The sequence below is a fragment of the Psychrobacillus faecigallinarum genome (assembly GCF_014836595.1).
GTDB classification, from domain to species: Bacteria; Bacillota; Bacilli; order Bacillales_A; family Planococcaceae; genus Psychrobacillus; species Psychrobacillus faecigallinarum.
Window position 1 is genome coordinate 76523 of the sequence record NZ_JACSQO010000001.1, and the last position, 24551, is coordinate 101073.

Annotated in this window: 28 protein-coding genes; 4 read left to right on the forward strand and 24 right to left on the reverse strand. The window is 35.1% G+C overall.

All coding sequences use genetic code 11. The annotated features are described in order from the left end of the window. Window positions 1-27: 27 nt before the first annotated feature. From H9650_RS00470 to H9650_RS00480, 3 genes are read right to left on the reverse strand one after another with little or no spacing between them, the layout of a single operon-like run. Window positions 28-807 carry a hypothetical protein gene (locus tag H9650_RS00470; RefSeq protein WP_191696340.1) on the reverse strand — a complete coding sequence of 260 codons (780 nt, stop codon included), beginning with the start codon at window positions 805-807 and terminating at the stop codon, window positions 28-30. Next, the gene (locus H9650_RS00475; RefSeq protein WP_191696682.1) at window positions 804-1712 is read right to left on the reverse strand and encodes an ABC transporter ATP-binding protein; all 909 of its coding nucleotides are present in this window, start codon (window positions 1710-1712) and stop codon (window positions 804-806) included. Before H9650_RS00475 ends, H9650_RS00470 begins: the two co-directional genes overlap by 4 nt. Beyond that, the gene (locus H9650_RS00480; RefSeq protein ID WP_191696341.1) at window positions 1693-1947 is read right to left on the reverse strand and encodes a PLD nuclease N-terminal domain-containing protein; all 255 of its coding nucleotides are present in this window, start codon (window positions 1945-1947) and stop codon (window positions 1693-1695) included. The genes H9650_RS00475 and H9650_RS00480 overlap by 20 nt, the downstream gene beginning before the upstream one ends. 187 nt (window positions 1948-2134) lie before the next feature. On the opposite strand from H9650_RS00480, the gene H9650_RS00485 reads away from it, so the two are divergent. Further along, window positions 2135-2677, forward strand: coding sequence for a helix-turn-helix domain-containing protein (locus H9650_RS00485; protein ID WP_151110398.1), 543 nt, complete (start codon window positions 2135-2137; stop codon window positions 2675-2677). Window positions 2678-2971: 294 nt separating this feature from the next. Beyond that, window positions 2972-3526 carry a hypothetical protein gene (locus tag H9650_RS00490; RefSeq protein WP_151110400.1) on the forward strand — a complete coding sequence of 185 codons (555 nt, stop codon included), beginning with the start codon at window positions 2972-2974 and terminating at the stop codon, window positions 3524-3526. Between the two features lie 136 nt (window positions 3527-3662). On the opposite strand, the gene H9650_RS00495 is transcribed toward H9650_RS00490, so the two are convergent. From H9650_RS00495 to H9650_RS00535, 10 genes are all read right to left on the reverse strand, one after another. Beyond that, the gene (locus tag H9650_RS00495; RefSeq protein ID WP_151110402.1) at window positions 3663-3974 is read right to left on the reverse strand and encodes a hypothetical protein; all 312 of its coding nucleotides are present in this window, start codon (window positions 3972-3974) and stop codon (window positions 3663-3665) included. 129 nt (window positions 3975-4103) lie between these two features. Then, window positions 4104-4910 carry a hypothetical protein gene (locus H9650_RS00500; protein WP_151110404.1) on the reverse strand — a complete coding sequence of 269 codons (807 nt, stop codon included), beginning with the start codon at window positions 4908-4910 and terminating at the stop codon, window positions 4104-4106. A 113-nt stretch (window positions 4911-5023) separates the two neighbouring features. Then, window positions 5024-5173: a hypothetical protein gene (locus tag H9650_RS20720; RefSeq protein WP_225321695.1), complete on the reverse strand. Its 150-nt coding sequence runs from the start codon at window positions 5171-5173 to the stop codon at window positions 5024-5026. 18 nt (window positions 5174-5191) lie between these two features. Further along, window positions 5192-5767 (reverse strand): alpha/beta fold hydrolase, encoded by a 576-nt coding sequence (locus tag H9650_RS00505; RefSeq protein ID WP_318245374.1) that lies wholly within the window; start codon window positions 5765-5767, stop codon window positions 5192-5194. A 92-nt stretch (window positions 5768-5859) separates the two neighbouring features. Continuing rightward, window positions 5860-6474, reverse strand: coding sequence for a nicotinate (nicotinamide) nucleotide adenylyltransferase (gene nadD / locus H9650_RS00510; protein ID WP_151110406.1), 615 nt, complete (start codon window positions 6472-6474; stop codon window positions 5860-5862). 19 nt (window positions 6475-6493) lie between these two features. Beyond that, window positions 6494-7966 (reverse strand): nicotinate phosphoribosyltransferase, encoded by a 1473-nt coding sequence (locus H9650_RS00515; protein ID WP_191696342.1) that lies wholly within the window; start codon window positions 7964-7966, stop codon window positions 6494-6496. A gap of 29 nt (window positions 7967-7995) precedes the next feature. Next, window positions 7996-8541: a cysteine hydrolase family protein gene (locus H9650_RS00520; protein ID WP_151110410.1), complete on the reverse strand. Its 546-nt coding sequence runs from the start codon at window positions 8539-8541 to the stop codon at window positions 7996-7998. A gap of 61 nt (window positions 8542-8602) precedes the next feature. After that, window positions 8603-9379, reverse strand: a complete 777-nt coding sequence (locus tag H9650_RS00525) for an NUDIX domain-containing protein (protein ID WP_191696343.1) — start codon at window positions 9377-9379, stop codon at window positions 8603-8605. Window positions 9380-9723: 344 nt separating this feature from the next. Further along, window positions 9724-10506 carry a GNAT family N-acetyltransferase gene (locus H9650_RS00530; protein WP_144538168.1) on the reverse strand — a complete coding sequence of 261 codons (783 nt, stop codon included), beginning with the start codon at window positions 10504-10506 and terminating at the stop codon, window positions 9724-9726. A gap of 19 nt (window positions 10507-10525) precedes the next feature. After that, the gene (locus H9650_RS00535) at window positions 10526-10954 is read right to left on the reverse strand and encodes a GNAT family N-acetyltransferase (protein WP_191696344.1); all 429 of its coding nucleotides are present in this window, start codon (window positions 10952-10954) and stop codon (window positions 10526-10528) included. Between the two features lie 240 nt (window positions 10955-11194). On the opposite strand from H9650_RS00535, the gene H9650_RS00540 reads away from it, so the two are divergent. Then, on the forward strand, window positions 11195-12088 hold the full coding sequence (locus H9650_RS00540) for a 3-hydroxyacyl-CoA dehydrogenase (protein WP_191696345.1): 894 nt from the start codon (window positions 11195-11197) through the stop codon (window positions 12086-12088). Window positions 12089-12670: 582 nt separating this feature from the next. Here H9650_RS00540 and H9650_RS00545 read toward each other — a convergent pair. The 10 genes from H9650_RS00545 to H9650_RS00590 form a co-directional block, all read right to left on the reverse strand. Next, the gene (locus H9650_RS00545; protein WP_191696346.1) at window positions 12671-13270 is read right to left on the reverse strand and encodes an NUDIX hydrolase N-terminal domain-containing protein; all 600 of its coding nucleotides are present in this window, start codon (window positions 13268-13270) and stop codon (window positions 12671-12673) included. Window positions 13271-13312: 42 nt separating this feature from the next. Further along, window positions 13313-13864, reverse strand: a complete 552-nt coding sequence (locus H9650_RS00550) for an SUKH-4 family immunity protein (protein WP_191696347.1) — start codon at window positions 13862-13864, stop codon at window positions 13313-13315. A 207-nt stretch (window positions 13865-14071) separates the two neighbouring features. Further along, window positions 14072-14827, reverse strand: a complete 756-nt coding sequence (locus tag H9650_RS00555) for an SDR family NAD(P)-dependent oxidoreductase (RefSeq protein WP_144538163.1) — start codon at window positions 14825-14827, stop codon at window positions 14072-14074. 422 nt (window positions 14828-15249) lie between these two features. Further along, the gene (locus H9650_RS00560; RefSeq protein ID WP_191696348.1) at window positions 15250-16953 is read right to left on the reverse strand and encodes a peptide ABC transporter substrate-binding protein; all 1704 of its coding nucleotides are present in this window, start codon (window positions 16951-16953) and stop codon (window positions 15250-15252) included. 161 nt (window positions 16954-17114) lie between these two features. Then, window positions 17115-18572 (reverse strand): D-alanyl-D-alanine carboxypeptidase/D-alanyl-D-alanine endopeptidase, encoded by a 1458-nt coding sequence (gene dacB, locus H9650_RS00565; RefSeq protein WP_191696349.1) that lies wholly within the window; start codon window positions 18570-18572, stop codon window positions 17115-17117. 414 nt (window positions 18573-18986) lie between these two features. Further along, complete coding sequence (locus H9650_RS00570) at window positions 18987-19811, reverse strand: SDR family oxidoreductase (RefSeq protein WP_191696350.1); 825 nt, start codon at window positions 19809-19811, stop codon at window positions 18987-18989. Window positions 19812-19914: 103 nt separating this feature from the next. Next, entirely contained in the window at window positions 19915-20697 is a 783-nt protein-coding gene (locus tag H9650_RS00575; RefSeq protein WP_191696351.1) for a serine hydrolase, read from the reverse strand. 265 nt (window positions 20698-20962) lie between these two features. Beyond that, window positions 20963-21409: a GNAT family N-acetyltransferase gene (locus H9650_RS00580; RefSeq protein ID WP_191696352.1), complete on the reverse strand. Its 447-nt coding sequence runs from the start codon at window positions 21407-21409 to the stop codon at window positions 20963-20965. Window positions 21410-21433: 24 nt separating this feature from the next. Further along, entirely contained in the window at window positions 21434-21994 is a 561-nt protein-coding gene (locus tag H9650_RS00585) for an AAA family ATPase (protein ID WP_191696353.1), read from the reverse strand. Window positions 21995-22027: 33 nt separating this feature from the next. Continuing rightward, entirely contained in the window at window positions 22028-22471 is a 444-nt protein-coding gene (locus H9650_RS00590; RefSeq protein WP_191696354.1) for a VOC family protein, read from the reverse strand. 813 nt (window positions 22472-23284) lie between these two features. On the opposite strand from H9650_RS00590, the gene H9650_RS00595 reads away from it, so the two are divergent. Beyond that, window positions 23285-23836, forward strand: coding sequence for a glutathione peroxidase (locus H9650_RS00595; RefSeq protein ID WP_144538147.1), 552 nt, complete (start codon window positions 23285-23287; stop codon window positions 23834-23836). Window positions 23837-24020: 184 nt separating this feature from the next. Here H9650_RS00595 and H9650_RS00600 read toward each other — a convergent pair whose 3' ends face one another. Further along, window positions 24021-24515 (reverse strand): LURP-one-related/scramblase family protein, encoded by a 495-nt coding sequence (locus H9650_RS00600; protein WP_154311068.1) that lies wholly within the window; start codon window positions 24513-24515, stop codon window positions 24021-24023. Window positions 24516-24551 lie beyond the last annotated feature (36 nt).

Consider the following 24551-nt stretch of genomic DNA (forward strand, 5'->3'; position numbering starts at 1 on the left):
CTTCACTGTTGTACTCTCCCGAATTTATTAAAACTTCTTTTTGGCAATCCAGTAACGCATTATAGACATCATTACAAAAATGATGAGGAGTGTTGCTATAATATCAATTGTCCAACTAGCACCCAGATCACCTGTTATAAGAATGCTTGTAGCTCGAAGACTCATACTTGCCGGATTAAAAGTATCTATTATTGGGTTTAAACCTGCACATAAACGGCTTATTAAAAGAAAAACAATACTTATCAATGCGATAAACGCAGGGCTAGTAAAAAATGTACTCATCATGGCTACAAATGTAATGACAAATAACACCCAAATACTATATAGAACAAACGCTAAAATCGTTTGCGAAATAGGAATCGGCGTAAATAAGTAAACAGTATAACCGTAGGACACGGTGTAACCAATTGCAATACAAAGAACTGCCAACAAATAATGGGTGAATATTTTACTTCCTATATAAGAGGAGATAGAAACTGGTCTCGTCAAAATAAATGCCAGCATTCCATTTGCTTTCTCAGATTGAATCACACTCATTACAGCAACTACCAGAACAATAATCCCTAACTGATCAAACTGTGAGTTAAGAGTCGAAGCAAGTACTTCACTACCCATAGGTTTTGTCATTGTAGGGTCAATAATAATGCCCTCCACTCCACCAAGGGTTTCTAAAATAAGTGGCAAATAATACATCATAATCGGTTGAGTAAGCCCTAACAGGACAAAAACTATTGGTAGCCATATAATTTTATATTCGCTAATCATTTGATTGATTTCCTTTTTACTTAATGCTATAAACGTATTCATACATCCACCACCAATGATAAAAATATTTCTTCAAGACTCTCTTTAATCCCTATCTCAAATTTTGTAAAACAAACTTTTTCATCCAAACCAAATTGTAATAATTGAGACGCATTTACTTCTGGTTCATTTACGAATATTTTAAACCCGTCTTCATAGCTGACTATCTTCTTAACATAAGGAAACTGGTCAACTTTTTGTAACCATTTAAAATTTTCTTTTGGAATAGCTATGTATATAGCGCTTTCCTGATTTCGATTTAGTAAATCTGATTTTGTTGCATCTTCAATTTTCTGACCGTTTTTTATGACAACAAATCGTTCACAGATTTCTTCTGCATCTCCCAGGATATGTGTGGATAATAATATTGTCGTATCCTTTTTTATTTCTTTCATCAAATTCAAAACTTCTCTTCTCCCTATTGGGTCAAGTGCAGATACAGGTTCGTCCATGATTATTATTGTTGGCTTATGTAGGAGGGCTTGTGCAATACCTAACCGCTGCTTCATTCCACCTGAAAATATCCCTACCTTAGTTTGAGACTCATTTGCTAGTCCTACCTTCTCTAAAATAAGAGGTATATCTTGTTGCAATATATTTTTAGCAATACCTGATAATGTCCCCATAAATAGTAAGGTTTCATAAGCAGTCATCCATGAGAAAAAATTAGGATACTGCGGTAAATAACCGATCTGATTTTTTTTCGTAGAGATTTTTTTTCCATCTAGCAAAATATTACCTTCATCAGCATTTAGAATATCTGCAATGATTTGTATTAGGGTAGATTTACCAGCACCGTTTGGACCGATTAGACCTACACATTCGTTTGAATACATCTCCATTGAAAAATGATGAACAGCTGTTTTATGTTTAAACCTTTTAGTAATATTATTTATTTCTAATCGCATGTTCATTTACGTCCCTTCTGCCAATCACAAAATATAAAATAGGTCCAATAGTATTAAAGAAGATTATTAACAATGTCCAAAGAAACACATTTTGTCTCGTGGATCTATGACGATATAAATCAATTAAGGCAATCATTATTAATAAAAGTGTTACAAGAAAAAAAGGAATTATAATTGGCAAAAAGAATCCCCAATCAATTTCTGAAATTTCATTTACTCCAAAGTGTAATTGCATGATTTTTTCACTCCATTCTGTTATCATTATCGATAACGATAACAGAAGAATTAACCAAACTCAATAACTTTTTTCACTGTACATTTCTAAATTTTTGTTATATATTTTTTGATAATGTTCTCTGTTATAGGAATGAAACTCTTTAAATATTGATAACATCACATCTATCTTGTAGGAGGAACTAATTATGCGTAACAAAGTAGAGGTAATAATGCACCCCGTGAGAATGAAAATATTACAAGCTCTAATGAAAAATAAAGAAGAAGGCGTAAGTACATTAGAAATGATTGCCATTATTAAAGATGTGCCACAAGCAACCTTATATCGCCATATTCAAATTTTATTGGATGAAAGTATCATAAAAATCGTCAAGGAAAGGAAGGTAAGATCCGTCATTGAAAAATTTTATGCTCTTAATGAAGAGGAGGCAGCAGGTATAAATGACGAGGATTGGAAGAGCCTTACAAAGGAACAAAAATTAAATTATATTTCCAACTATCAATTGGTTTTACTATCCCAATATCAAAATTATTTAACTTTACTAGAGGATAAGGAAAACGTTGAAGATACAGCAACATTCTCATTAATAGAATTGGCCTTATCTGATGAGCAATTTACGCTTTTCCAAAATGAACTAAACAATCTAATGATAAAATATTATAAAATGAGCAACTCAAACGAGAAAACAAACAATAAAACCGTTGCAGTTAACATAATTCCTAAGCTTTAGATTTAAGCGATACCTGCATGAGGGATTGCACATGCTTCAAGGGAAGCTCAGGAAAATGCAGGCGACAGTGGGATAGCAGAGCATCGGCTGTCCCTTCGCCCATTTGAGCATTATTGAAAGTAAGTGCTAAGGTTCCTGGTGACTAATTTTGTAAAAATATAACATAAAACCACCATTTTAACTTTTATAGATTTTTCACCCTCTTCCCGTGGTATCCTTTATAGAGAAGGATGGAGAAACGTTGCTACTCTTCTACGGACAAAAAAAGGGGGAAAAGATATTACAAAAGCAGATGTGTTACGTACCTACGAGGAGGCGCTTATCCTGTCTTCTACGGAGCGCTGGTTAATCATCGGGGGAGCATTTATCGTACTAGCATTAATATTGATGTGGTTCTTGTTTCGGAACATCAGTCTGTTTGCCTTCATCGGGGTGTTCTTTATAACCCTTCTTGCTACCGTTTTTGGCGGATTCTACCTATGGGTCATCGTGGACTCCTATGAGGAGGAACATATCACAGAGTGGGAGGAACAGGTAGAAGAGTACTATATCCTTACATTGCCACTGGTGACCCTAAAGATTGATGAGTACAAGGAAATTAATTCCATGCGTGCTGAGATGGTATCCTTCACCGACCCTCCGCGCAAGCTGTATTCCTATCAGCTGAGCGGTGGGGACATTCCAGATGGGGAAAAGCTTCGTCTTAATGTGGAGCGTGTGCGTGTCGAAGGATTGACCGAACCGTATATAACTTATCAGTACCTAGAGGAAGCCATTGCGCCTGAAGGGACGCTTCACTTCCTAGAAGGCTATTACAACGTGAAGCTGTATATACCGAAAGAGGATTGAACAAACACCCCCTATGTGGGGTGTTTTGTTTTCCGAGAAAGCAAATCTTTAGTATGACTATGCCAACAAGTTAATCATATCGGGGATGATTTGGTTTGATAGCGGTCCCCGAGACGTTGGAAGTTACTTTAGTTTATTATTCATTTATTACCTTAATTTTTTTTGCGATTTTCTTTTCATCGATTTCTTCTACCCACAATTCCACTTCTTGTCCAGGTTTTAAATCGGTGATACTATTAGTTTCCCCTATCACATAAGTATCCTTAGAAAAAAATATTACAGGAGTATAATGTTCGTATTCAGGGTTAACTTTAAGAGGGTATAAGGTAAATTGATTACCTTCTAAACCTCTTATTACTCCGTGATAATCTGCTCTGTAAAAAAAGAAAACTATTAACATAATTACAATCATCAGGCTGGATAAAATGATCCAATATATTCTTTTCATGTTAATTTCACTTCCAGAATTAGATTTATAGTTTCGATTATCGAATTAAAACAAAAAAATCAAATTATTTAACTCTAGAAAATACTATTTCTTGATTTCTTGCTTTTTCATATAAACATATAAATACCCTTATTCTTTGGGATTTCGCAGACTATCGAAAACCAAATAATGATCCTTTACTTCTTCTGCTTTACGATTACTATATAACGCCATATCTCTAAACTCATCCCATTCTCCTGCATGTTCATGACTACTGCTAAACATATTTTTATCAAAGGGTTTTAGCCTTATTGATAATATACAAGCGTTTAAATTAAACCTTTTCTTTTTAGAGGAAACAAATTCACTAATTAATTTTCTTTCGTTTTCCGTTTTGATTTGGATATCATTTTGTCTAACCTGTGCCTGAATCATTTCAACTAAATACGACTCCATTTTCTCTTCATCTAAATCGGTGACTAACTCTTTGTCACTTGCTACTTTCCACAAATCATCTGCCTTTTTGACTGCATCTACTATTTGGTGTTGATTTTCAATAATAATATCGGGAACATCCTTAACGACATCGTAAGCCTTTTGTATATGCTCTGGTAAAGGACCTAATTTCCTTTCAATTTGACCAAGAATATTTTTGTAATTTTCATAGTTTCCTAACCTATTTGCAGTAGCCCATTTAGCACCAATATGCACAAATTTCTCTATACAAACATTAAAATTGTTTGCTAATAATGCTTCTTCCTTTATTTCCCCGAAGAAAGGAGTGCTGCCATCATTACGTAAAATCAACTGTTCTGCTGCTGGAGCAAATGTAAAATAGTAATAAAGCTCTCCCTTAAATAAAAATTTAGCCGGAAAAACGTCTGGTTTTTCATTTTCATTATAGTAAGGCTTCAATGCATCCTTAATATTCTCCGGTAAATTGTGCATTCTTATCATGAGGTCATATCTCCCAGTTCTGAAAATCCATTATAAGGTTTAAATGTTATTTTTTTATTTTACCATAAACAATTACTTTGAAAGAAATCTGTAAACTACTATTACCTTTATTTTCAATGAAGATTCTGTACCATTCTTAACATGCTACCAATAGCTTCTATCACTGCTTGAGTTTGGTCGATATGAATTGCATGTCCTGCTTCTTTAACGATAAGATGTTTACTTACAGACGAAAGGTTAGCTAGTTCTTTTTGAAACTTCATCCAAACCTCCATGGATTCTTAAGTATGTTGTGGCTGATTACTACCAGTCATAACAATGAGGGGAATATTGTTAAGGTTCGTTCCTCTTACTTGTTCCAGACTTTCTTCAAATTCATCAAGGGAAGCTTCTACCACAAATTGCCCTAAGTATTCTTCTTGGACCTCCTTTGTGAATAAGGGTATCATTCTCTGGTTTTGATCCTCGTGTACAGAATCTAAAAGTATTATTCCAACTACTTCTTGGGGATATTTACTTGCATATAATCTTACATTAATTCCTCCGAATGAATGACCAACCATTATATATGGTGGTTTAATATCTAACTTACGAAGAAGACATCTTAAATTTTCTATAATTTGAAAACTGTGTTTGGGTTTATTACTTTTCTCACTTTTGCCTATGCCATCTCTGTCATACATAAAAACGTTAGCAAACTTAGAGACTTTATGCTTTATCGGAAGCCAATTATTACTATCCCATCCATACCCAGACTCGAATACAATCGTGAGATTATCATTAGAACCTTTGATAGATTCACAATAAAACTCCACTTCATTTACATTAATTTTTTGGCAAAGCTGATAGGTAGTCATTAAACCTCTCCAATCTTTAATTACTTTCTATTCAATCTCTTATTGCATAAACTTAAAAAGACGCCTGTTACAATAATACAGGCGTCTTCGATCTATTCTCTTTGATAAAGTAAATTATCTATAATGTACTGGTAACAATTATCTGGAAGAAGATATCTTGGCTCCCCACCCATTGCAAACTCATCTCTTATATAGGAAGAGCTGATTTCCATTGCTAGGCCTTTGTCTATGAGATGAAAGCCTTCATCGTTGTTTCTTAAGATAGGTGATTTGCTGATTACCTTTAGCATATCGATTCCATCTCTTGCCATTACGATAAATTTGTTTTCCTTCACTAGATCTTCACCTCTTTGCCATTTACCAGCGCCTATGTCTACCAGTAAATCAGCTCCCATTATGAAGAACACTTCATCATTTGGATACTTTTCTTTGAAATGCTTCATCGTTTCATAAGTATTTGCATTCCAAGCTTCCTGGTTCATCTCATAGTCATCCGCTTCAAAATTTTCGTTATTTTCGATAGCAAGTAATATCATATTCCAACGATGACTATCTGCAACATTCATCTCTTTGTCCCTTCTCTTATGCGAGCAAGGTAAAAAGACTACTTTATCCAAACGACACCTGCGTCCCACTGTACTCGCCGTCCATAAATGAACATTCGTGATGGGATCAAAGGATGAACCATAGATTCCAATCCTAGCCATATTGTTTCCTCCTGTAAATCTATTTTTTTTGTTTCATCATTTTATGAGTCTTCTCTTTAATCTCCGCAATTCGAGTCATTTTGTTATCCCAACATTTTTGACTCAAATCAACTGGATATTCTTCCGGGTTAAGTGGGCGCTTATATTCATCCCAAAGCAGCTCCAAGTTTTCGATAACATTTTCTCGAATTTCTTGAATGGAAGGAAGATCGTAAACAAGAATTCCATTTTGAAAGATCGTATGATGCAATTCCCTTGCTTCGAAATTGGTAACAAATTTGCTGATAAATGTATGGACCGGATGGAACATCTTTAATCTTTCCTCGTTTTGAGGTTCCTCTGTTTCCAATGCGATATAGTCACCTTCTGATTTTCCATTGTTTCGATTAATGATTCGGTAAACCTTTTTGAGGCCAGGGGTCGAAACCTTTTCTGGGTTCGCACTAATTTTGATAGTGTCCACCATCTCCCCATCTTTTCCTTCTATAGAAACAAGCTTATAAACAGCCCCTAATGCAGGCTGGTCGAAAGCAGTGATTAGCTTTGTTCCAATTCCCCATGTATCTATTTTTGCACCTTGTGCTTTGAGGTTCATAATGGTTTCCTCGTCTAAATCATTAGAGGCAGATATCTTTGTGTTTTTGAACCCAGCTTCGTCCAGCATCTTCCTTGCTTCTTTTGATAAATAGGCCAAGTCGCCACTGTCTAACCGAATACCCTTAAAATTAATCTTGTCCCCCTGCTCTTTTGCTACTCGGATAGCATTCGGCACACCCGACTTCAATGTATCGTACGTATCGACTAAAAATACACAGTCCTTATGACTCTCGGCATACTTGGTGAACGCTAAATATTCATCAATATAAGCCTGAACCAATGAATGAGCGTGGGTACCGGCAATAGGGATCCCAAACAGTTTTCCAGCTCTGACATTAGATGTCCCATTGAAACCTGCAATATAAGCAGCTCTTGTGCCCCAGATAGCCGCATCCATCTCTTGAGCACGACGTGTACCAAATTCTAAAGTTGTATCATCTCCAACTACTTGTTTGATTCGTGCTGCCTTAGTTGCAATAAGCGTTTGAAAATTGATGATGTTTAAAATAGGAGTTTCAATCAGCTGAGCTTCTGCCAGTGGAGCCTCTATGCGCAAAATTGGTTCATTCGGAAAAACCAGCTCTCCTTCTTTTAGACTTCTCAAAGTACCAGTGAATCGAAGACCTTTTAAGTAATTCAAGTATTCCTCTTCATAGCCCTGTTCTCTTAAATAATCGATATCAGTATCAGAAAAATGGAAGTTGTTTATATATTGGATTACTCGCTCTAGACCGGCAAAAATAGCATAGCCGTTACCAAAGGGAAGCTTTCGAAAATAAACTTCGAACACAGATTTTTGATTGTGAAATCCATCTTTCCAATACGTTTGTGCCATATTTATTTGATAAAGGTCCGTATGAAGTGCCAAGCTATCGTCGTTATATAACCTTTCCATTTAACAAAACCTCCTATTTTTAAATTCGATTAAATAATTTCCGCTCCTAAAGAGCCTTGGAAATGCCCTAATGCCCAGTCATGTCCCACTTGGTTGAAGCTAGCAACTGCCTCCTTGTGGATGACAATCTTAAAGCCTTTGTTGTAAGCGTCCATAGCAGTATGAAGCACACAAATATCGGTACATACTCCTACTAAATGAACTTCAGTAATCCCTCTTTCACGTAGTTTTATTTCTAAATCTGTCCCAGCGAAAGCAGAGTATCTTGTTTTGTCCATCCAATACACTTGGTTACTACTTTTATGCTTTTCATATACCTCTTGCAGTCCACCGTATAATTTACGACCTTCTGTTCCTTCTAAATTGTGGGCAGGAAATAATTTGGTTTCGGGGTGATAGGGATCTCCCTGCTTGTGTAGATCAATCGCAAACACTACGTAATGATTTTCCTGTAAAAAAGATTCTGTTATACGTATAATTTCTTGCTCAATTTCTTGCCCTGGTTTACCACATGTCAAAGCTCCATCTGTTGCAACAAAGTCATTTGTGTAATCAATGTTAATAAGTGCTTTCATTTTAACTTCCTCCTAATTATGTTATTGACAAACAAAATGTTAATCATAATTATTAAAAAAATTAATATCTAGCCGTATAGATTGATTTAATAATATCCATCTCCAAAAATTCGTATAGGGCCGCTGGTGACTTAGAAGTCCTTTGTGTCTTTTTGCCTGGTACTTTTTGAATGAAAGGAAGGGTCTTAATCTTGCGAGCAAATGATTGTTCGCTCAGTATACTTGGTTCATCAGTTACCGTTGCTAGTACCGCTTGCAGTTCTGAATAAGTGAAATTTTTCGGCAAGAAGTTTTTTGCCACCGTCGTTTGCAGCAAATCATTAGTGATTATTCGAATAGCATCTGTAATAATATTCTGGTGATCGAAAGCTAACTTAAGGTTTAATACTTCATCAATGGAATATAACTCAACTTCTGCCGCGTCGTCTGCCGCTTTTCTTTTAGAAAGGTAATCCATGGGTACAATTGCATAGTGTGCGTTCGTAATAATCCAACCGCGTGGGTCTCTACCAGGTTTGTCGTACACCCCGAAATGTTTAATCAGTACATCAACTACACCGGTTTCTTCCTCTAACTCTCTTTTAGCAGCTTCCAAAGCTGTTTCATCCTCTTGGACAAACCCTCCAGGAAGCGCCCATTTTCCCGCTTCTATATTTGGATCTCCCTCTGCATTGAGTAACGCTCTCTGAATTAGCATAAGTTTTAGTGACATTTTTGGTGGCTTGTGCTCTTCCTTGTTTTCTGGAATGATGGTGAAAACCGCAATGTCTGATGTATAGCCATCAGGGGTTTTATATTTACTAATATTATATTGCTTTAACGCTTCTTCGTTAGACATAACTTCCACTCCTTTCGAAGACGATTTAATTCATTTTTTGATTAACGATTTGTTAATCTTTATTGTATTGTAATATCTGGAATTAAAAAAGTCAACTGAAAAGTCAAACAAAAGAAACAGCTTGGAAAATTTTTAGTGACCAATTCTTGTATACGAATTGCCCACTAAGGATTGTGGGAGACAAACAGAACATGCAGAGACCGAGGAGAACCTTGCAGAGATGAAACCAAACCTTGCGGGAAAAAGCATAAACTTTGCAGAAAGCTTAAAATCCGTCCAAAAAGCTTAGCTCATTAAAATGAACCAAGCCAATAATCTTATATTTCCTATTTATTTACCTAGGTTTATCCTTGAATTTCTTTAATGCTTTTCCCACTTAAAAACGCGTGACCTGATATGTATTTTTCGACTGTTTCGAATCCATATTTTTGGTAGACCTTTTCGATAGCTTCATTTATCGGCAAAACCCATAGCATTTCTATCCCTTTTTTCTTTGTCTCTTGCTGAATATAATCAATAATTTGACCGATTAATCCTTTACCTCTAAAGGCTTCTAATGTAGCAACACTTTCCATTCTAGCTTGATTGCCATCTTCAAAAATACAAGCAGTGGAGCAGGCCATACCATCGTAACGGAGAAGATAATGAGTGAAAGCTGGATGATTAAACTGCTCCTCAAAAACTTTTTCCATTACTTCAATGCCACCGAACTCTTTAATGCTACCTTCTATCTCTAGTGCTTCTTGATAGTTTTCATCTGTAACTATTTCAATCGTCACCATAGGATTAGGTGGAATATTAATATCTCTGTTATTCCATAATTGAACTGGGCTAATCATTTCTTCATATTTAAAATTTCTCAATTTTAATTCGGAAAGTAGATTTTGCTGATTTACTAAATCATATATATAAAATCTAGGAACAATATTTTTTGATTGATAGAATATTGTTGTCTCTTCAACTACTTTTTGAGGGTCCTCACAAGCATTCATTATCCTTGCATGATTGGCGTCATAGTAATTAGGCTGATTTTCATTATAAAATAGTATTCCCCAAGGCTTATCTATTTTTCTCGAAAATGTTTCACAATATGAAATGTCTAGTGCATGTATATTCTGCATGGTCATTAAATTACTCCTATCTCTTTTAATTCAATAAATCTTTTTTCAAGTAATAATGGTTAAAATCCCTACCTACGTTAGGAAGAGTTCCATATACTTCATACCCATGTTTCTTATAAAAGTCTAACGCCTGAAAGCTTAAAGTATCCAATTTGATAAAGTCACATTTTTGTTCCTTAGCAATTTCCTCTGCTTCCATTAACAACTTTGTACCAAATCCTTTATTGCGTAGCGAATCATCCATTATCAAAACATGAATTTCTAGCCAATTCCAGCAGATTTCTCCCAAAATCCCTCCAAGTACATTATCATTTTCATCCTTTAAAAAAATGTTAACCTCTTCATACCTACCTCTTAAATCCTCCGGAAAGTGTGCAAGATTAAAATAATACAATCGTTCATTAATATTTTTTTTAGATTCATTATTATCTTCTCTTATCATTCGTAATTCCATATGTTCTCACCTCTTCTTTAATAAAGTCGATAAATCCTAAAATTGGTAAATTAATTCTTATCTAATTTTAACATGACTACAGAATGATAAATACTTTATTCTTTCAATTTTCCAATTAATTAGAGAGTATATTTTAGATAAGCAAAATTGAGTAAGTTGATTGTATGATTTTGGGATGTATATTAAGTAGAATTTAGAAAATAACTATTAGTTATTAGACTGTATGAAGGAGAGAATAAATTGAATATTAAACAAGTTATGGTTGCTGGAAGTGGAGTTTTAGGAAGTCAAATAGCATTTCAAACTGCTTTTAACGGATTTAATGTTTCCGTTTACGATATTAATGATGAGGCTTTAGAGAGAGCCAAGGAAAGACTTACTGGATTGAAAGCGGATTATAAAGAAGACTTAGGGACAACCCAAGAGGCAGTTGATGCTGCTTATGAACGTTTAACTTTGTTTACTGATTTGGCTGAAGCAGTTAAGGATGCTGATTTAGTAATTGAAGCAGTCCCTGAGGTTTTAGACATCAAAAAAGCATTATATGAAAAATTGGCAAAGATTGCACCTGAAAAAACAATTTTCGCATCTAACTCTTCCACAATGATTCCTAGTCAGCTTGTTGAATTTACAGGTCGCCCTGAAAAATTCCTTCACTTGCACTTCGCTAATAGAATTTGGGTAAACAACACAGCCGAAATTATGAAGCATGATAGAACAGATGCTAGCGTATTTGAAGAAATTATTGAATTTGCTAAAGCTATAAATATGATTGCTCTTCCTATTTACAAAGAACAACCTGGATATATTTTAAATTCCTTATTAGTACCATTTTTAGACGCTGCTCAAAATTTAGTAGCTAATGGTATTGCAGACCCTGAAACAGTTGATAAGACATGGATGGCTGGCATGGGAGTATCGAGAGGTCCCTTCGGCGTTCTAGATATTATTGGGCTTAACACACCTTATAATATAGCAGTTGAAAAAGCCAAATCAGGTAATGAGCAAAAGGCTAAAATAGCAGAATACTTTAAAACAGAGCTAATCGATAAAGGCAGACTTGGCATACAAACAGGTAAAGGATTCTATGATTATCCACACCCAAAATATGAAGACCCAAATTTCCTAAAATAAATTCCAAAAGAAGACTGTTCTTCAGTCTTCTTTTTCTTTGGTTCTTTGCCATTTCCTCTGATAGGGAAATTAAAGCTTATCTATGTGAATTTTCACCTATTCCTCACTATCTAATACATGTGAGTATTACTGGAATCCAAATCCTAAAGACTATTAAGACAATCTAACGCTTGTTTACTACAATGGGGCGCTACTTTACGTCAATTTCTCAATATTTTACTACAATCCATTTCTCGCTCTTGTTTGTGAGGCTGGTTTACGACAATCTAACGCTCGTTTACTACAATCGAGCTCTACTTTACGACAATCCCTCATTATTTTACTACAATCCATTTACACCTCTTGATTGTGAGGCTGATTTACGACAATCTAGTGCTCGTTTACTACAATGAGGCTCTACTTTACGACAATCCACCGATATTTTACTACAATCCATTTCCATCTCTTGATTGTGAGGCAGATTTACGACAATCTAACGCTCGTTTACTACAATGAGGCTCTACTTTACGACAATCCCCCGATATTTTACTACAATCCATTCACCGCTCTTGTTTATGAGGCTGGTTTAGTTATTCGTTGCAATTAAATAATTTCCCCATTAATAATACTCGATTCATATGCCCTCTTCGCCATTTCATAATGGTCACCGTGCCAATTTTTCACCTCATTTAAGTGAAAAAACTTCAGCTCTAAGCTCTCAAATGATTTTTGCATTTTGCCCTCCATAATTTCACAAGCAAAAAGCGGGTGATAGGAAGTATGTGGCTGTCCAAGGTCTCCAGGCTTTCTTGTAAATATATCAATAAGTTCATTAACCTTTACAGTTAAACCCGTTTCCTCTAAAAATTCTCTTTTTAAAGATTCTTGAGGACTTTCGCCAGCTTCGCACCAACCACCAATAATGCCCCATGTTCCATCATCTGCTCGACACTCTAAAAGAATTTTTCTATCTTCTGAAAAAATCACACCATTTACTCCGACCTTGGGCGTTACATGTCCAAGCTCTTTTAAAAATTTATCTTTAATAATGCTTTCTTTAATTTCAACAATTTCCGAATATTCTTTGCTTGCTAGGGTGAGTAGCATTTCATATCTATCTCTATCATACGGATCATTAGCATAATGAAGACCATGCTGAGCTATTGATCGAATTTGATCTAATAAAGATAATCGATTTTCCATTTATTATTTCCCTCCTTTATTAGTAAATATTATCGAGATAATCTATTTTTCTCTAAGTCTCTCAATGAAAAAATTTAAATTATCGTGATACAAGGAGTTCCAAAATTGTCTATTATAATTATCCTCATTTATCTGTACTCTTTCATCTAAATTCATTAGTTTATGCTTTAGTTCATTAAAGATGCATATTAACTTTTCTTCGTTTTCTATTTCTATTATTAAAAGCCAATACTCTTTAAAATATTTCAAACAGGAAAACAAGCTATCTAATGAGGAATTTACAAAATATTTTTCTACTCTTTCCGTGATCTCGTGCTCAAGCTCATATATTTCACCTGTAGTCTGGGAGATTGTAATTAAATTTCCGGTATTACTATTTTCAGCAATAACTAAGTATGGTTGGAACTTTTCTAAGCTAGCTAGAAAGTTTTCTTTGAAATCATTATCTAATGTTGATAAAGACCAATCATTTTTTATAGTCCATTCTTTTACATCTAATAGAAAACCGTTTGAATTAGTAAATAGCTCCACATTTAAACATTCATATTCATTTTCATCAAATCTATAATTATGTATATTTTCGTTTAGTTCCAATTTTGTCTACTCCTTTATGCATTTTTGTTAGCCACCTAGTATAATTCTACAAATTGTTCCTATTTCCTTGTTCTTTATAATGGATAGAATAAAGAGTGGAGTAAACCTTGCAGAAACGAAAGAGAACCTTGCGGAGCTTCCATTCACTTGTTAATAAACAAAAAAAGCCAGAGCGACGTAATTATCACCCTGACTTTCTTTATTTATTTAGTGAAGCATTATAGATCCGCCATCAACCATAATTGTTTGGCCAGTGATATATTGAGAATCCTCACTTGCTAAAAATACTGCTACACGACCGATATCTTCCTCAACATCACCAAAGCGACCAAGGGGAATTTTGCTGCGAACCGCTTCATAATATTCTGGTTGTGCTTTCGCCCATGCTTGTACGCCTTCTGAGTTTGCAATAGGAGAAATAAGGTTTACATTAATACCGAAGCGACCCCATTCATTGGCAGCTACTCTGGAAATTCCACGAATTGCTTCTTTGGCAGCAGCGTAAGCACCTTGTGTTTCGTGTCCATTTAAACCTGCTCCAGAAGCAAAGTTAATAACATTTCCTTTAGATTCCTTTAAGTAAGGCAATGCTGCCTGCATTAGATAGAAGGTCGGGTAAAATCCTGTTCCAAATGACAGGTCAAGATCGGCTTGTGTCGTTTCTTCAATTGTCACCTGTTTAGATGCATGTGCATTATTTACTAAAACATCAATTCTTCCATATTTTTCTGCTACAGCTGTAACTATAGATGGAAGATTTTCTCTATCCATTAAGTTCGCTTTTAAAAACATAGATTTAGGCGAGATTTCTTGAAGTATTTTTAAACCTGCTTGTCCAGCTTCTTCGTTAACATCCACGATTGCTAATATTGCTCCTTCTCTAGCCATCGCCTTGGACATACCAAGTCCAATACCTCCAGCGCCACCAGTAACAATAATTACCTTATCTTTAAGTTTGTCCATTATATTGCCTCCTTAACTTATCTATTAAATCCTACTACTTTAACAATAAAATCTCCATTAAATCGCTTTTATAAGTATAAAAGTTATCCGCCAAATTTTGAAGCAGAATTTATTTGCATTACTTATTTCTCTTTTCCATATATTCTTCATCTTCTGGGCTTTTAGCAATGATTGCAGAAGCATATTAAAGTCTCCATTTATAAGATTTTCTGACTATACGGTAGTGTCACCGTAGGCCGTAAATGTAGTTGGATCACCCTTTTTGGCACCTTCTTATTATTTGCCTAATTTGTTAAAATAAATAGTCCATTTTATTATATTCTCCTCCCAATTTGCAAATATGCAGTCTATGTAGAAAACTAAGGTTTTAATCCTTAAAAAAAGAGTGAATATCCTTGGGACGGATAGACACTCTTAGTTTTTTATTCTTTTCCTGAAATATAAGCCCATTTATAGCTATAGTCACCTGTAAACGGATGAGAAATGATTCCGTGCACATATGGTTTTTGTAGAGACATTAGCCCTGATTGATACATGGATGCAATTGGAGCATCTTCTTCCATTATAATTTTCTCTGCTTTAGCTAGTGCTTCCCAACGTGCCTCTGGCTCCAATGCAAGTTCATTTTTTGCTTGGTCAATGAGCTTATCCAGCTCGGGGTTTGAATAGGACATATTGTTTTGTGGTGAGCCCGTGACAAACAATTCTAGGAAGGTAATTGGATCCTGGAAGTCAGGTGCCCAGCCTGTACTTTGAATATCGTAATCCTGTGCTGCGTCTTTATCTAATTTTACATTGAAAGTGACTGGTATAAGCTTGACAGTCAATCCTTTAAGATTACCTTCCATCTGAGCTTTTAAATATTCATCCATATTTTGAGCTAGCTCACCATCATTACCAACCAATTCTAATTCTAATTCCGTCAATCCTTCCTCGGCCATTCCCTCTGCAAATAGTTTAGTAGCTTCTTCTGGATTGTACTTAGCCATGTCACCGTTAATTTCACGGAAATCCTGTTGATTTTCATCAAAAGTTAATCCTTTAGGAACTAGGAAATCTCCTGGAATAGAGCCGTTAGCTAATATCACAGATGCCAAATCCTCTTTATTGAAGGACATTGCGATTGCTTTACGGATTTTCACATTTGAAAGAGCAGTCTTTTGTCCATCACGCTCTTGGTTCAGCTTCAAATAGAATATTGTCGGTTTTAGCTCTTGTAGCACCTCTTCATGATCGGCATATTGAAGAGCAAACTCACCGGATAAACCAACACGATCTTTTTCACCATTCTCGTATAGGTTAACAGATGTAGCAGTTTCTTTAATTACGTCCACGTTAATTTTGTCTAACTGAACAACTTCCGCATCCCAATAATTCGGATTTTTCTCCAGTGACCAAGATAAGCCTGTCCCATCCCATTCAGTCAATACGAATGGACCGTTGTATATAAGACTATCAGAATTAGAAGAATAGGAACTTCCCATCTCTGTTACATATTCTTCATTTTGAGGATAAAAAGTTCCAAATGCCATTAAGGAACTAAAATAAGGCACTGGTCTTTCTAGAGTAACCTTCAATGTTTTCTCATCTATTGCTTCTACACCTAATTCATCCTTGCTCATCTCACCCATTGAAATTTGCGTTGCATTTTTTATTAATCCCTGCATCATATAAGGTCCATATGAGCTACCTGTGTCAGGGTCAATCGCTCTTCTCCAGGCAAACACAAAATCATTTGCAGTAACTGAAGTACCATTTGACCATTTTGCATCTCGTAATTTAAACGTATAGGTCAATCCATCCTCTGAAACTTCTGGTTCTCCCTCAGCCATTGCAGGCACTGCAATGTTCTCTTGATTTAATCGGTAAAGACCTTCCATAACATTGTTTAAGTAATTGAATGAAACTGCATCGTCCGCTAAAACAGAATCCATCGATGGAATTTCAGCACCTGCAACTAAATTTAACTCTTGTGCCTCATCAAGCTCACCAGAATCCTTTCCCTCAGTAGTTTCAGGCTCTTTTGGTGTACTACTTTCTGTTTTTTCTTCTTGATTGCAAGCAACTAACAAAATACTTAAGACAAGTAAAAACACACATAATAACTTTCTATTAATCTTCCTCACATAATTTTCCCCCTTTTGTACTGTAACTATATTAATATATTTTAAAAATTCTAAAAAATCAATGCTTTTTTAGATTTCACTCATTCTTTCAGCTTAATTCCTTAGTAAAGAAGAAGCTAGCAAACATTCGTTTACTAGCTTCTCAATTTCACCGTTATAATTTATAATTCCCTAGCCATTTCCTTTACAATTTCATCTATTGCAGTCACTGCACCGGATTTGTTTTGTACTAATACGCTGAAAATATATTGTTGACCGCTACTGCCTTCTAAATAACCACTAAGTGTACTAACTCCAGTTAAAGATCCAGTTTTGGCAAAAACCTTACCTGAAGTGAGCGAATCCTTCAATCGATTTCTTAATGTACCTCCTACCATTCTTTCAGGATGTGCAGCTATAGGAAGACTATTAAAATAAGTATTGAACCAATCTTCCCCTTGCACTTTATATAGCAAGTCACTAATAGCAAAGCTAGAGACCGAGTTTGCATGAGACATTCCGGACCCGTCCTCAAACTTCCAGTCATTCATATTTAATTGGATGGACTTGCCGTATTGCTCAATTACCTTTAAACCTGCCTTCGTGCTTCCATGATGTCCCTCTACTTTACCCATCGTTTTTACTAAAATGTCTGCAATTCCATTATTACTTAGCTTCATAAATGGAATAAGTAATTCCTTCAATGGCATAGATTCTTTCACCGAGATGAGAGTAGCACTTTTAGGAGTTGCTGCTCTAAAAAGTTTGTCTTTTTTGTACTCTATACCTTCTTCTTCTAGTATTGCTTGAAACATTGTGAGCGTATGAGTAGTAGGGTGAAGCATCGTTACCCATTCTCTTTTGGTTTTATCAATCGGTAGGTTACCATTTATGACGATTTGATTTGTTCTATAAGATCTCTCAATTGTGATGGTGTTGCTTTGACCCGCCGCAACGGTTTGAGCTTGATTGACTATTTCTAAATCTCCAAGATAAGGAGTTGCTTTTACTAAAGGAGCATTTCCGATAGCCGAACCACTTACATCTATGATAATTGTTCCAGAATCGTAGTCAGCATTTGGTGATGTAGTCAATGCAGAAATTGGAGCTGCATAGTAATACGATTCATCACCTTCCCATATACCTGGAGTTAACAAATCATCATCGAACCACTTGTCATCACCAACAATTCTTCCATCAATAGTTTGAATACCTTTTGCTTTTAAAGCTTGCGCAAATTGTCTTAAGTCTTCCTCCATAAGAGTAGGATCTCCTTGCCCCTGAAGATATACATCCCCTTTGAGAACTCCGTTAGATAGCTTACCACTAGTATATAAACTTGTTTTAAAACGATAATCTTCTCCAAGAATGTCTAGTGCTGCTGCAGTGGTGATCAGTTTCATATTCGAAGCTGGTTTGACAGGAGTTTGACCATTATAGTCATACACAGCCTCACCAGTCACCCGATCGATAACCGCGATACTCACCTCTCCACCCGTCAGTTTTTCATCAATAATTTTTGAAATTGACTCATCCAAAGTCAAAACGAGCGGTTCTTCTGCTTGAGCAACCTGTCCCATTCCAAGTAAACTTACAAATAATACCCAAGCCATCAATAGGCTTGTCCACTTTTTCCTCATAACCTTCCCCCTCTTCTAATTTTCATTGATAGATAAGGGTCATATTCCTCATAAAGAAAAAATTTCCTTCAATGGAATAAAAAACAGGCTTTTCGATTGAGTTTAATGTAGCCTCACTCATTCGATAAGCCTATATACACTTTCTGAATAACGCGTCTTTTGTATTAGTGGTGATTTTTTCACTTTTTAATAGAAGTAGTTACGTTTGCTGCATAATAAAGAAGTAGATTTTTAGTAATTCATTTTGTTATGACCGTATAAAATTTTTTATGACCGTTCAAGTAAGTTTTATGACCGGATAGAATTTTTTATGACCGTTCAAGTAAGTTTTATGACCGCATAAATTTATTTATGACCGTTTAAGTAAGTTTTATGACCGCATAAATTTATTTATGACCGTTCAGCTTAATGTAATTAAATGATTCGAAAATTAGTTGAAAGCAGTTGATGAATCTTTTCGGTGTTTAATGATGTATCAAAGGAAAGATAAGGAGATTCCTCCTGTGAGACCATTTTCGGAAGAAAAAGTGGGCTATCCAAGCCCAGCTGCTCTAAACGTTTTTTGTAAAAGGAATAATAGCTATCCTTCTTTAACGGCCCAGCATGTAATATTCCCGTCACATCATTTTTAGCTAGCTCTAAAATAGCATTAGATAAGTCATCCACATTCACAAAGGATCTATAAACATTTGCCCACGCATGGAATGGTTTATCATCTTTAATGTTCTTTATTATTTGGTCTGTTCGATTGTCTAATTTATTCATATCGCCATACAAAGGACCTGTTCGAATTATTACATGATTTGGATGAGTATTCATAACATAGCTTTCTCCCGCATGTTTAGCATTCACATATACTACTAGCCGGGCTTCTTTAGGCAACAAACCGGTAGGATCTAATTCCTTATAGCTGCCTTTCCCTTCCACAAATACTGCATCGGTAGATACGAAGATTAGCTTGGTGGTACTTTCTAATTCTTCTAGGACATTTTTCAATCCCACGTGAATTAGTTGATCCTCTGCCTCCATACTCATAAGACACCATATTACTACATCCGGCATACTCTTCTTAATAGCTTGTACAATGGAAGGTTTGTCTGTTACATTTACATGCATTAAATTTATTTCATTTTTCAGTGATCGAGAGGTTCCTACAACGGTTAGCGAGTCATCTTCTAAAGCCCTTCGATATAGAGTAGAGCCCAAAAATCCCGTAGCACCTAATATAAGTATTTTCATCATGTCTTTCCTTTGTTTTTAGATTTGGTTATTATAAGGTTTTCTATAGATTCTTGTATTGAATTTCTTCCATTCTTCTTTAAGTTTAGTCCATTCCCTTTTATCAAATTTTACAGTCCTGAACAATGTTACTATTACAATATGTTTCGTAAATTAATTTCAAAGCTTCTGCTATTTTCTCATCCGCCAATTGATTAATATTTCGATTCGGCAAATTTTTGGCTCCTAAAACGAATAAAATTGGAGCTTTCGAAAATTCACCGATTATCCCAATATCTATTACTACATTATCTAATCCACCTGTCATATGATTTACTAAGTGGCTTGGAATTCCTTTGATTTCTCCTCTTTGCCTAACTAGACCATTGACAAGAGGAGCCCATACTTCTGGCTCTGAATCATAGCCTTGAATACTACATTTTAAAAGTTCTAAGATTTGAGCTAACTCGCCCTCGCTACTTAAATCCTTTGGATTTTGCTTTATATTAATTTTCTTAAAATAGGTTCGAATCTTTTGATTAAAATAGTCCCAGGTTCCACAAAATTGAACTACGCTATTTGCTACATGACTATCATGGCAGGCAATCATCACCTCTACCGCTTCACAAAGCATCAGGCTGGACCTATTTTGATAATGAGGATAAAGGACATCGCTATCCTCATCAGGGTTAAATTTTATATTTTGTATTTTATCCGTCCACTTATATTTCTGCTCTTCCACCAATTTTACAACGCAAAAAGCAATTGCTATCTTTGCTGCAGAAGCTAAAGGCACTATTAAATCCTTATTTAAAGAAAGTAAAATCTTGTCTTCTGTCGGTGAGTAAAGCGTGATTCCAATTTCCCCCTGCTTAATTTCCTTTAATTTTTCTATTATGTTATCCATTAAACCCCACCTAGCAAAAAATAATATTATATAATGTTATACCTAGACTACAAGAATAGGCTTTATCTTTATGATAACACACTAATAAATGGTAAATGTGTTAAAAGTGAATTTTCTGATACTTAAATGTAATAAATACTGTGCTTCACTCTAGTTGTCTAATTGAACGCATATCTAATTATGCTTTCCTCCGTATTATAAATCTCTATTCGTATAAGAAAAACGTCTTCAATAAATACTTTGAAGACGTTTAATGTTTTCTAAATTAAATTAAAGTTTTTCTAAAGGAATAGCACCATTTGTCATATTCTAATTTTTCTTCATAAAACCGATGTGCATCTATTCGTTGAATACCTGATTCTAGTGCTACATATTCTGCACCGTTTTCTTTAGCATAATCCTGTATGTATTTTAATAATTTCTTGCCGTAACCACCTGAACGTCGGGAGGCATCGGTTACTAAATCGTAGACAAATATATGACGCTTACTGTAAAAATTTGTTCTCCAGCTAAAACCGACTAATGAAGCTATTTTCCCTTGAAAGTATAAGGCGTAAAGCTTGTAACCATCCTTCTGCATTTCTTGTAATAAATCTATGTACGCTTCCAAGGTCATATCAGTTCTCAGCTGCTTCATTATAGGATAAGCTTCTATCCACTGATCCTTTGTAGTTAATTCACTAATTATTTCTAACGATGAATTTGCAGACATATTGTTCCCTCATATTCTATAATTTTATAAATGAAACTCAGATTTAATAATTTTTGCTACCTCGTATGGACTTAAAAAAGTATTATCTATTCTCAAATAGTTTTCCCGTTTTATTTCCCCAGGAAACGAATTCAACCTATTGCTTTGCAATGTACTTAGTAAATGCTGTTCTGATTGCTCCACGTTTCTTTTTGTAGGTTTACATTCCAAACGGTGTGGATCTTTATTTCTCCTTAATCTTTCCTCTACATGAGCTTCTAACTCAACAAAGTAAACAGAGACACCTTTACAAGACATCAACTGACATATACTTTCAATATCATCCCAATCCTCTTGTTTATCAAAATACCAAACCTTTGTAAAAATCATTCCGTAATGATTACTTTGAGTAAATGATTGAAATATTTCCTTTCGAAATTGATGAGTGAGCCGCCACATTTCATCACTAAAGCCAAAGAGCGGCTCTAGTAGATCAATTGTCATATGATTATGAAATAGCTTTAGACCGGTCAATTTTGCGAGCTCCTGTCCAACTGACATCTTACCAACTGCTTGAGGACCAAATATAAACACAAACTTCTCCATTTTCATTTTCCTCCGTTATCTTAAAAACAAGCTTTATTGATCCTCTATCACTAACATATTGTTTTCATCAAACTCCCAGTCTTCAGCATAAGCTATTTCCCAATAGTAGCCATCTAGGTCAGTAAAGTAGCCTCCATAGCCTCCCCAATCAGTTGCTTTCGGTGCTTTCTGTATAGTTGCTCCTGCTAAATTAGCCTTTTCCATTAACTCATCTACTTCTTCTTTGGTTTTTGCGTTGTAAGCTAATGTAATTCCTGGGAATCCACTTGATAAGACTGGGGGATTCTCTTTATTTGTATCCTTTGCAAGCTCCACTATTGGATACAATGCTATTTTCGTTCCTTCATTTTTAAAGAAAATAATATGCGGATTTGATTCTGTTCCTCTAATAGATGTGGCAAATCCAAGCTGTTTATAAAAATGGTGAGCACTGACTATATCCCTTGTACCTAGTGTAATAATATTAATTCGATTCATTGACTTTCCTCCTCCATTTTATTCCTTAGGCATCTTATAACGTGGGAAAAATTGATACACCATAAATACGCCGAACGATAGACACACCAAATAAATTTTTCATTTTAAAACCCATTATTTAGCTTGTAATACCTATTAATTTATATATTTGTATAAGTTTAAATGCTCTTGTAAAACCTTTTAAAAAGGAGTGATACAAATTGAAATAGCAAGAGAACTATCTAAAAAATTCTCATAAAAAACAGAAGTTAACACTTGCCTTTCCCAATGGCAAAAATGTGCCTGGGAACTCTGTTGATGAACATAAGGCGCTTGAGGAAGCCAATATAATTCTGACTGGCGATGAAATAAAACAACAAAACGAAAACTTATAAATTCAGCCTCTCAAATACTAGAAATGTATATCCCTCTAGTATTTGAGTATGTATCATGCATAAATACTAAGAATTACCTCTTTTCAAAACCTCGGAACTCATTAGACTATCGCATCCAGACCCTCTCGAACCCCAACCCCATATGGTAATAAAAACTTAATGCAAAAAAATCTCAATTTATATAAATACGCCAAAAGTTCTTCATTTCCTTCTTTAGTGATCGCCACTTTTGGATTTATTAATGGTCTCAGTTTGTTAAATTTACAAATACCTTTAGGCATAGCTCATTCAAACTATTATTTAGTTACCATTTATTAATTTACTAAGCAGTTATTTGGTAAAAGAGTTAAAAGTATACTATAATCAAAATATAAGACTTAAGACTTAGTTCATAAGACTCTTATTACATTATTTTATTAGAAGATGGGAGAGAATAAAGATGAGTATCTATGATTTTGATTTTAAAGTGCCAGACATCAGCGGTAACTTAGTTTCGTTAGAGAAATTTAAAGGGAATGTAGTATTAATTGTCAATACTGCTAGTAAGTGTGGCTTTACATATCAATATGAGGATCTTCAGAAATTATACGATCGATATAAGAATAAAGGATTTGTTGTATTAGGATTCCCCACTAATCACTTTGATAACCAGGAGCCTGGGACGAATGAAGATATAAACCAATTTTGTAAGTTAAATTATGGTGTTCAATTCCCTATGTTTTCTAAGGTAAAAGTAAGAGACGAGGGAGCTGAACCTCTTTTCAACTATCTAACTGCGGTTAAGCCCTTTAAAGGATTCAACAATTTTCATCCATCATCGCGAATCTTAAGTTCGCTCATTAATGAAAAGGTTCCACATTATATGCACGGTAACTCTATTAAATGGAACTTTACCAAGTTTTTATTAGACCGTAATGGCAATGTTCTTCATCGCTTTGAACCTACTACTGATACAGTAGATATGGAAAAGGATATTGAAGCAATATTATAGTTCCGGTTGAATTCTCAAAATACGATTCTTGTGAATTTGCAAAAATCGTGTTTTGTGACGTTTTTTTTGATGTAAAGACTCTGTTGCCTTTTTTGTACTTTTTAGAGTAGCTACATTATTTTAAGAATCTCTTTTTAGTATTATCTGAAAATACATCTTAGTTAATATTCATAACTTCTTATTTTTAAACGGAGGCTGATGAGGATGCAGCTTCGTCAGCCTTCACACAATCAATTGCGATAACAAGCGAAATAATAATAGTTTCCATTTCTTCTTTTAGAATTTGAACCTTGTAGCTATCTCCCCAAGTGAACCACTCCTTGTTCACATTACCTACCACTTCCCCATGCTCTAACACCTGAAAGTTCATATCCCACCAGTTGCCATGTACCTCAATGCCTGCCGCGTCAATAGAATAGCGCGCTTTCAAGAAGGACCATTCTTTCTTAATCGTTAACACCTCTCTACCATTCACCTCTACAAAAAACTTTGGTAAGAAGCTGAACATTTTCTTTGTAATGAGCGCGACTTCATCTCTTGATGTATTCATAATGGAGAAAGTTTTTGGAATCTGCATAAAGCTGCCCTCCACGAAGTAAACATCGTTCTCCTGCTGATTCTTTACAGTAAACTTGCCACTTAGACTCAATACCTTTTGCTTTATATAAAGTTCCTTCATTTACTTTTCCTCCATTGTATATAGTAAATTTTGTTT